Origin of the sequence: Spirosoma sp. (genome assembly GCF_048594605.1) — a bacterium.
Taxonomy (GTDB): Bacteria; Bacteroidota; Bacteroidia; order Cytophagales; family Spirosomataceae; genus Spirosoma.
Window position 1 is genome coordinate 1 of the sequence record NZ_JBMDWV010000029.1, and the last position, 4684, is coordinate 4684.

The window sequence follows — 4684 nt, forward strand, 5'->3', positions numbered from 1 at the left end:
GGGGAGCCTATTTCCCAAAACCCGCACGTGTCGGTGAAGCAGTTAGACGTCCATATACAGCGCGTCGCGCTGCGGGACTTTGAACAGGACCAGGTCATTGCGTTCATGAAAGCCCTGACCGATTATGGGTTTAATCGGTACATCCCCGATCACGTTCCCAGTGGTCTTAACCCGGGTGGCAACATCCGTTAGCCTGGTTAACGTTTCCAGGGAATGGCGTTAACTCGTCGTTGACAATCATTAATGATGAGTGACAGCCGATTCATTTAGTAGCTAAAACCGATGAAAAAACAGATTCTTTACCTCACGGCCCTGAACCTATTAATCGCTTCCCTGGCCCTGGGACAAAATGGCACCCAAACCAAACCCACAAACTGGATCAAAGTCACCAATAAAGGGGGCCAAACACTGGGCTACGCACCCAGCTCAGGGGTCAAAATACTGACTGACAAAGGCTTTGCGTTTAAAGATCTGAATAAGAATGGCCAACTAGATACGTACGAAGACTGGCGGTTGTCAGCCGAGGTACGGGCGAAAGACTTGGCCTCGAAAATGACCATCGATCAGATTGCCGGATTGATGTTGTATAGTCGCCACCAGCCTATTCCGGCAGCGGGGGGCGGGCCATTTGCCGGTACGTACAGCGGAAAAGTATTTGCCCGAAGTGGGGCTAAAGTGGGTGATTTATCGGATCAGCAGCGGCAATTTCTGACCAAAGACAACCTGCGTCACGTGCTGATTACCTCGGTGGAAAGCCCGCAAGCGGCTGCCGAATGGAATAACAACGCCCAGGCGTTGGTCGAGGGTTTAGGGTTGGGGATTCCCGTCAACAGCAGTTCCGACCCGCGTCACGGCACACGCGCCGAGGCCGAGTTTAATGCCGGCAACGGTGGGTCTATTTCGATGTGGCCCGGCCCGTTGGGGTTGGCCGCCACCTTCAATCCTGAAGTAGTGAGAAGATTTGGTCAGATTGCCGCGACGGAATACCGCTTACTGGGCATTGCGACGGCCCTTTCTCCCCAGATCGATCTAGCCACGGATCCCCGCTGGAACCGGGTGAGCGGTACGTTTGGTGAAGATCCGAAACTGGCTACCGACATGGCCCGCGCGTATGTAGACGGGTTTCAGACCTCAACAGGGGCCAATGAAATTACGGGCGGCTGGGGCTACCACAGTGTCAATGCCATGGTGAAGCACTGGCCCGGCGGTGGTACAGGCGAAGGCGGACGCGATGCGCACTATGGGTATGGCAAATACGCCGTTTATCCAGGCAAGAATTTCCAGACGCATTTGCTGCCCTTTCTGGAGGGCGCTTTCAAGCTGAGTGGCAAAACCGGTATGGCCTCGGCTGTCATGCCGTATTACACCATTTCATACGGTCAGGATAAAACGTATCGCGAGAATGTAGGCAATAGTTACAGTAAGTATATCATTCACGACCTGCTTCGCACGAAGTACAAGTATGACGGTGTCGTCTGCACCGACTGGGGAATTACGGGTGACGAACGGGCGGTCGATATATTTCTGACGGGTAAGTCGTGGGGTGTCGAGAAACTGACGGTTGCCCAGCGACATTACAAAATCCTGATGAATGGCGTCGATCAGTTTGGCGGCAACAACGAATCAGAACCTATTCTGGAAGCCTATCAACTGGGCGTGAAAGAGCATGGCGAAGCGGCCATGCGAACCCGTTTTGAGCAATCAGCCGGTCGATTACTCAAGAATATCTTCCGGGTTGGGTTGTTTGAAAATCCCTATTTAGATCCTCAGGTTTCCCAGCAGGTAGTCGGTAGCGCTGACTTCATGAAAGCGGGGTATCAGGCGCAACTGGAATCGGTGGTCATGCTGAAAAACAAAGCGAAAGCCCTACCGCTCACTAAAGGCAAAACCGTCTATATTCCCAAACAGTTTACGCCCGCTGGCCGCAACTTCCTGGGCATTGAGTTTCCCGAAAAACTGGAATACCCCGTCAATTTGACCATTGTGAAGAAGTATTTTACCGTAACCGACAATCCTGCCGAAGCCGATTATGCGCTGGTGTTCATGCGCAGTCCGGATTCAGGAGGAGGCTACAGCATTACCGATGCCAAAGCGGGTGGAACGGGCTACGTGCCGGTTAGCCTTCAATACGGCGATTACACCGCTCAAGGTACGCGCGATCCAAGTATGGCCGGCGGTGATCCATTTGAGAAATTCACGAACCGGACCTACAACGGCAAAACAGCCAGGACAATCAACCAGGCAGACTTAGGTATGGTAACCGACACCTACGCCCAGATGAAAGGCAAGCCTGTCATTGTTGCTCTGAACGTAGCGAACCCAACAGTTGTCGGCGAGTTTGAGCAGGAATCGAACGCGATTCTGGCTCACTTTGGGGTACAGGATCAGGCGTTGCTGGACATCCTGACGGGCGCTCATGAACCCTCGGCGTTGCTGCCTGTGCAGTTTCCGGCTAGCATGCGCACCGTAGAAACCCAAGCCGAAGACGTTTCCCGCGACATGACGTCGTACCGCGATTCGGAAGGCCACGTGTATGATTTTGGCTTTGGTCTAAACTGGAAAGGCGTCATCCAGGATGCCCGAACCGCAACGTATAAGCAGGCTGTTTTGAATTTGAAGTAATCGTATGTGGTGTCAGTCTCTCAAGGCTGATACCACGACAGCCATATAGTAGACTTGTTGCATCTGCTTAAATCTAGCCTATGAAACGTCTACTTATTGATTTATTATCTGTCAAATTAAACGTCCTATTTTTGAAGCAGACATACGTAACTGTTTTCGTTTCAAAGAGAAGCCTTCTCTTTAATGACTATTCTTGGAGTTGAAACTTGACAGCAAAACCCTCGGCGATTTACCTCGAGTTAGGGTTTGAAAGTCTATCGCATTTTTCTTTTTCGTTCAAGAAAAAGTTTGGCATAGCGCCTACTTCACTGACTTATGCCCATTCTCCAAAGTGATAATCTAGTCTCATCATGAAGCTAACCCGGCTCTAAATTTCTTTCAAGCCGGGTTAATTTGTTTAGCCAGCTTGCCGTTTTACTGCTTGAGTATCTTTACTGTGTAGACTTGAGTGAGGGTACTGGCCTGCAGCAGCAACAAACCAGGACCTGTATGATCCAGCCAAAAAATCTGTTCCTCAGCTAAACCTGGGAGCTCGACCATGCGGTTTTCCAGTAAGCGACCGCCCACCTCTGTCAACCGCAACTGCACCGACTGGCCCTGTGCCCCGTTCAGCAGGACGCGCAGTTGCTGATGAACGGGATTACCCAGCACCGTTAAGGTAAGCTGCCTATCAGTGCCGTCGATTCTCTGACGTGCCCGACCACAGGCCGCTTTCAGATTCCAGTTCAAGGTCACTACTTGACCGCTTTGACGAGCCATGAGCGTAAAGGGTTGCACATCATCGACTATGCGACTTTCTTTATCAACAAACTGATTGGGGTTGGTTGTCCAACCCGTGATGCCAATGGCCATAAATTCGATCGGTGTGCTATCCCCACCCGACGTATTGAAAGTAAAAGCACCCGTAGAGCAGTTGTAGGTTGGCGTGATCAACGCAAGTGGGTTGTTGCTATTGGTAATAATATAGTTGAAGGTAGTAGAGGCCTGTCCGCCATTGGCACTGGCGGATACAGTTACCGAGTACACCCCTGCTGTAGTGGGGGTACCGACAAGCACCCAGGTTGGGTTTGGGCTGCCACTGCCTTCCTGCCTGAAAAAATAGCTAATTCCTGGTGGTAACCCTTGCGCATTGACGCCCCAACTGGTGGTCACGGATGAGGAAAAGGCTAGCCCTATCGGGAAGTAGATACCCTGGCCGACAGTAGCGGTTTGATCACTAATGGGACTCACCTTAACAAGAGACGAATACGAGGCACAGTAGTTCTGTCGCGACCACGTATACGTAACAATTTTTCCATTCTGCCGTGCTGAGAGCGTAAAGGGCGGCATATCGGCACAATTACGGGCACAATCGTCCAGAACATGGAAGCGATTGGTCGTCCAGGACGTAATACCCGGGGCCATATACTCAATGGGTGTTCGATCGCCATCGTAGGAATTGAAGGCAAAGACCCCCGTAGCGCAGTTATAGGTAGGTTCGGTCAGCACCAATGGCCTCTCCGATTGGGCCAGTACTCTACCGGCCAGGGCAAAACAAAGCGCTAAACTCATCATGGCCAGCCAGCTTTGGCGGCATCGCATTTGGTAGTTGTTTTTCATAAACTTGACATGAGAAAGTGAAACGATTGGTTGGGTAATCAATTCATTTTTAAGCGGGTAAGGGCAAGGCTACTAAGCTGTACACCTTTATGCAGGGGGGACATGTTTTGATGACAAGTTAAAAAATGGAGTAATTATCAGGAAAAAATGTCCTAAAAATGGAAGGAATTGCCCCAAATATTGAAATGGCGAGTGGTTTGACCGTTAATAGGTGTAAGTGAGTGCATTAATGGGGTTAAGATAGCCGAAAGGCACAATCAGGTTTGTAGCCTTCACCAAATTCTTATTCACTTACCATCTCGTTGAACCCGCGAATTATAAGACAGATATAAGAAAATCCCTTTGTCTTAAGGAGAGCGATTTTTGAGAATTTGTCTATTCGACTCGATCTCATCTTATTTTAATAGCCGTCCTGTTTGCCCCGCAGTGGTCAGTACCGGCTCCTTGGACGAGCCACTGCGGG

At 50.5% G+C, this 4684-nt stretch carries 2 protein-coding genes and 1 pseudogene; 2 read left to right on the forward strand and 1 reads right to left on the reverse strand.

Annotated features, from left to right (window positions below; translation table 11 throughout):
* Together ACOJS8_RS01505 and ACOJS8_RS01510 are read left to right on the forward strand one after the other, a co-directional pair.
* Window positions 1–192 (forward strand): annotated as a pseudogene (locus ACOJS8_RS01505) (cytochrome-c peroxidase); the annotation flags it as partial.
* Window positions 193–282: 90 nt separating this feature from the next.
* A complete protein-coding gene (locus ACOJS8_RS01510; RefSeq protein WP_420146757.1) occupies window positions 283–2622 on the forward strand; it encodes a glycoside hydrolase family 3 N-terminal domain-containing protein in 2340 nt (779 codons plus the stop codon).
* Between the two features lie 414 nt (window positions 2623–3036).
* On the opposite strand, the gene ACOJS8_RS01515 is transcribed toward ACOJS8_RS01510, so the two are convergent.
* Window positions 3037–4221, reverse strand: coding sequence for an Ig domain-containing protein (locus ACOJS8_RS01515; protein WP_420146758.1), 1185 nt, complete (start codon window positions 4219–4221; stop codon window positions 3037–3039).
* Window positions 4222–4684 lie beyond the last annotated feature (463 nt).